The 4,842-nt window shown below is 41.2% G+C and carries 4 protein-coding genes; 3 read left to right on the forward strand and 1 reads right to left on the reverse strand.

Translation table 11 applies throughout. The annotated features are described in order from the left end of the window. Positions 1 to 168: 168 nt before the first annotated feature. Together pflA and L4C33_RS19700 are read left to right on the forward strand one after the other, a co-directional pair. Positions 169 to 909, forward strand: coding sequence for a pyruvate formate lyase 1-activating protein (gene pflA / locus L4C33_RS19695; protein WP_428814101.1), 741 nt, complete (start codon positions 169 to 171; stop codon positions 907 to 909). 271 nt (positions 910 to 1,180) lie between these two features. After that, complete coding sequence (locus tag L4C33_RS19700; RefSeq protein WP_428814102.1) at positions 1,181 to 1,681, forward strand: YfbU family protein; 501 nt, start codon at positions 1,181 to 1,183, stop codon at positions 1,679 to 1,681. Positions 1,682 to 1,906: 225 nt separating this feature from the next. On the opposite strand, the gene L4C33_RS19705 is transcribed toward L4C33_RS19700, so the two are convergent. Continuing rightward, complete coding sequence (locus L4C33_RS19705; protein ID WP_428814104.1) at positions 1,907 to 2,638, reverse strand: MipA/OmpV family protein; 732 nt, start codon at positions 2,636 to 2,638, stop codon at positions 1,907 to 1,909. A 392-nt stretch (positions 2,639 to 3,030) separates the two neighbouring features. On the opposite strand from L4C33_RS19705, the gene L4C33_RS19710 reads away from it, so the two are divergent. Further along, a partial coding sequence (locus L4C33_RS19710) for a PrkA family serine protein kinase (protein ID WP_428814103.1) occupies positions 3,031 to 4,842 on the forward strand: 1,812 nt, incomplete at its 3' end.

A 4,842-nucleotide genomic window follows, 5' to 3' on the forward strand; every position in this document is an offset into this window, starting at 1 on the left:
TTTAGATCACAAACACAAACCTTTTTTAACAAACCAGCTCGACAAGTTCATCTCCTTTAAAAACATGACTTAATTAGTATAATTCCTTTTAGGTATGCCCTTTTAAGACTATTTAAACCCTACTATTTGTAATAAAATAACGGTATTCCCCCTACTCGAGAATCACTTATGTCTACAATTGGCCGAATTCACTCATTTGAATCTTGTGGTACTGTCGATGGACCTGGCATCCGCTTTATTGTCTTCCTTCAAGGCTGCTTGATGCGTTGTATGTATTGCCATAACCGAGATACTTGGGATGTACATGGTGGTAAAGAAGTCACTGTTGAAGAAATCATTAATGACGCGAAGAGCTACCGCCATTTCATGAAAGCTTCTGGTGGTGGTATCACTTGTTCCGGCGGTGAAGCAATGCTGCAACCTGAGTTCGTACGTGACTTTTTCCGTGCAGCTCAAGCAGAGGGAATACATACCTGCCTAGATACCAATGGCTATATTCGTAAGCACACCGAAGTCATCGATGAAGTTTTAGAAGCAACTGACCTTGTGATGCTTGATTTAAAGCACAWGCGTGACGAGATTCACCATGACTTTATTGGTGTGTCGAACAAGCGAACTCTTGATTTTGCTCGCTACCTACAAAAGGTGGGCAAAACAACTTGGATTCGCTACGTGATCGTTCCAGGTTATACCGACAAACCAGAAGATGCGCACTTGCTGGGTGAGTTCATCAAAGATATGGACAATATCGAGAAAGTTGAGCTGCTTCCTTATCACAAACTTGGTGCTCACAAATGGGAAGCAATGGGCAATGAATACCCATTAGAAGGCGTCAGTCCTCCAAGTAAAGAAACAATGGATGAAATCGTTTCAGTGCTAAGCCAGTATCATTCCAACGTTAAATACTAAACGTAGAGTTACAGCCCACTGGTATTCAAAATACCTGATGGCATAGCAAAAATGCATCAACGCCTCCACCTTGGAGGCGTTTTTATATGTATAGGATCCCTTCAGTAATGAACGAATATTTCATCAAGTAAAAACTCTTTACAACTTTTGTTTATGGATTAAACAAACCTCATTAAATCCGTGTTGAGATCATGTTTCTGACTATGTAGTTACTGGTAATCTTACTTCATCAAACAAATATTAAATTTCGTTTTATTAGTGAGGTTTCCCCATGGAAATGACCAATGCTCAGCGTCTAATTTTATCTAATCAATATCACTTAATGTCTCAAATGGACCCTGAGAACTCTGATAAATACCAACGTCTGCAAACAATTGTAGAACGTGGTTACGAACTTCAAATGAAAGAACTAAATAAAGAGTTTGGCTGCCTTTCTGAAGCAGAGTGTCGTGAAGTTATCGACATCATGGAAATGTACCATGCGATGCAAGAATCAAATAAGATGCTTGCTGACTCTGAACGTAATGATGTAGACCAACGTCGACTTCAATTCTTAGGCTTCGATATTGCCTCAGAAGGTCAAGCAGTCAACTACGTTCGCTTCCTTGTAGATTCAGAAAGTTTGTACCCTCAATTCGATAAAGCAGATCACCACTTCAACAGCCAAATGCCAATGCTTGATAAGTACCGTCGTATGCTAACGACATGGCGCAACTGTCCTCGTCAGTACCACCTGTGTGCGACTGAACTGAGCCAGGTTTTTAATGCATAAATGCTATTGCATAGTGACTTTAATTCTTAATGGCCTTAACGCTTAATCGAAGCGTACGGTCTTCATAAAATAGACGTCATATCACTGCAACATGAAGATATTCATAAGCGCCTAATCAGGCGCTTTTTATTTATGCTTCAGTTTTAATTTGTAGGCATACTGCCAAATAAAAAGGGGTTGATACTAAAGTATCAACCCCTTAAATTTATCTAACATTCGAGCGTCTTAGAAAACGTACGCTGCGCCGATGTTCGCAGTTGTATTCACACCACTTTCAATAATCGGGCTACCTTCAATATCACCTTCTAGATTGGTGTAACGAACACCACCCGTTAGGCGTATATTTGGCGTAAGGTGCATGTAGGCACTCATACCAATAAAGAATTGACCATCCCAATCAGCATCGAATTCACTGATCGTTCCATTGCCTTGTGCGGCAATTCTTTGTGCTTCTTCACTGCTCACACCGTAAAGATGGTTATTCAGCTTTTCGCTATTGTATGAGTAACCAATAGAAGGCGTTATCGCCCAGCCTTTACGACGAATTGGTAAACGCCATGCAGCTTCTGCATAAATGCCGTTGTGCTTAAAGCCCAGGTCAGAGCCAACTGTTGCTTCAAGCATACCCACTAGCGTAATCGCCTGGTAGCTTACACCACCTAAAATTGACGCTTCACGTTCATCTAATAACTGAATGTCAGCATTACCTGAATCAGCTGGTTTTAGAGTTCTTGGGTCATAAACAGCTCGGAAAACAATGTTCTGAGGGCTACCTACAGGAAGCAAACGGTAACCAGCACTAAAACCACGCATGAAGAAATGCTCACCTTCATAACCAACAACCGGAATAACGGCTTTGTTAGAAGGAGTATCAAGGTATACAGCAGGGGAATAAGACGCAGCTACACCAACAGACCATTGCGATATTTTTGCATTTGCACTTGTAGTAACAAGCATTGACGCACCGAAAACGGCTGCCGCTAACCAAGTTTTATTCACTGTAATTACCTATCGATTAAAAATGTATTGTGCATAATTCACGCATTATATGGAACCCCATACCAACAAGCAAGAAACACTCAAAAAAACCCTAAAAATTCATAAAATGAGTGGTAATTAGATTTAGAAGCAGTGATTTTCACTAAGTAAAACACAAAAAAATCAGAGTAAATGTCAAATCCACGTTTCCTATTCGACTCTCAATTTCCCCTTCACCTTCGATAGGCAAAGTTCAAATAAATACATAATTGTTAAGCAAAATTGCCTAAGCAGGTCTAGGCTTAAGTTAAATGGGGCCACCATTATTAGAGTGCTCGTCAGTCTGACTGGTTTACAAGGGGAATGTAATTATGAGTATTTTCGACCACTATCAAGCACGTTATGAAGCAGCCAAAGATGAAGAGCTGTCTTTACAAGACTTTCTTGCGCTGTGTAAGGACGATAAAAGCGCCTACGCAAATGCCGCGGAACGCCTTCTATTAGCCATTGGCGAACCGGAAATAATAGATACCGCGCAAGACCCTAGGTTAAGCCGTCTATTTTCTAACCGAGTCATATCGCGCTACAAAGAGTTTGAAGATTTCTATGGCATGGAAGATGCGATTGAACAGATTGTTTCTTATCTAAAACATGCTGCTCAAGGGCTAGAAGAACGTAAACAAGTTCTCTACCTATTGGGGCCAGTAGGTGGTGGTAAATCCTCACTTGCCGAAAAACTCAAAGCGTTGATGCAGAAAAAACCTATTTATGTTCTCTCCGCTAATGGCGAGCGCAGTCCAGTGAATGACCATCCTTTCTGCTTGTTTGATGTTGTTGAAGACGGTGACTTACTAAAACAAGAATATGGCATTGAAAAACGTTACGTGCGTTCAATCATGTCGCCTTGGGCGTCAAAACGTTTACATGAATTTGGTGGAGACATTTCAAAGTTCAAAGTAGTCAAACTTCACCCATCGATTCTTGACCAAGTTGCAATTGCTAAGAYTGAGCCAGGTGATGAAAACAACCAAGACATTTCATCTCTAGTCGGTAAAGTAGATATTCGTCAATTAGAGCACTTCTCTCAAGATGATCCTGATGCCTACAGCTACTCTGGTTCACTGTGTAAAGCAAACCAAGGCTTGATGGAATTCGTCGAGATGTTCAAAGCACCAATTAAAGTGCTTCATCCTCTTTTGACCGCAACTCAAGAAGGTAACTTTAACGGTACTGAAGGGCTTTCAGCTCTACCTTTCGATGGCATGATCTTAGCGCACTCAAATGAGTCAGAATGGCAAACGTTCCGTAACAACAAAAATAATGAAGCTTTCCTCGATCGTGTTTACATAGTGAAAGTACCTTATTGTTTACGTGTTTCTGAAGAAGTGAAGATCTACCAGAAGCTGCTTGACCACAGTGAGCTATCACAAGCACCTTGCTCGCCAAGCACACTAGAGATGCTTTCCCAATTCAGCATACTTTCTCGCCTAAAAGAGCCAGAGAATTCTTCTCTATTCTCTAAAATGCGTGTCTATGATGGTGAAACACTCAAAGATACCGATCCAAAAGCGAAAAGTTATCAGGAATATCGTGATTACGCTGGTGTCGACGAAGGTATGTCGGGTTTGTCTACGCGTTTTGCCTTTAAGATCCTTTCACGTGTATTTAACTTCGACCAAACCGAAGTCGCAGCTAACCCTGTGCATCTGTTCTACGTCGTTGAACAACAAATCGAACGTGAACAATTCCCACAAGAACAGTCAGAACGCTACCTAGAATTCCTCAAAGGTTACCTAGTACCTCGTTACGTTGAATTTATCGGGAAAGAAATTCAAACCGCTTACTTAGAGTCTTACTCTGAATACGGACAGAATATATTCGACCGTTACGTTACGTATGCAGACTTCTGGATCCAGGACCAAGAGTACCGTGATCCTGAAACTGGTCAGTTATTCGATCGCGCTTCCCTCAATGGCGAGTTAGAGAAAATTGAGAAGACGGCGGGCATCAGTAACCCTAAAGATTTCCGTAATGAAATCGTCAATTTTGTCTTACGTGCAAAAGCGAACAACAACGGGCAAAACCCAGTTTGGACAAGCTACGAGAAACTTCGCACCGTTATCGAGAAGAAAATGTTCTCGAACACCGAAGAGCTACTTCCTGTTATTTCTTTTAATGCTAAA

Source organism: Vibrio makurazakiensis, assembly GCF_050337375.1.
Taxonomy (GTDB): Bacteria; Pseudomonadota; Gammaproteobacteria; order Enterobacterales; family Vibrionaceae; genus Vibrio; species Vibrio makurazakiensis.

Excerpts from the sequence above, each read along its gene's own strand:
- L4C33_RS19705 (WP_428814104.1), bottom strand. The coding sequence starts at position 2,638 with ATGCTTGTTACTACAAGTGCAAATGCAAAAATATCGCAATGGTCTGTT.
- L4C33_RS19700 (WP_428814102.1), top strand. The coding sequence starts at position 1,181 with ATGGAAATGACCAATGCTCAGCGTCTAATTTTATCTAATCAATATCAC.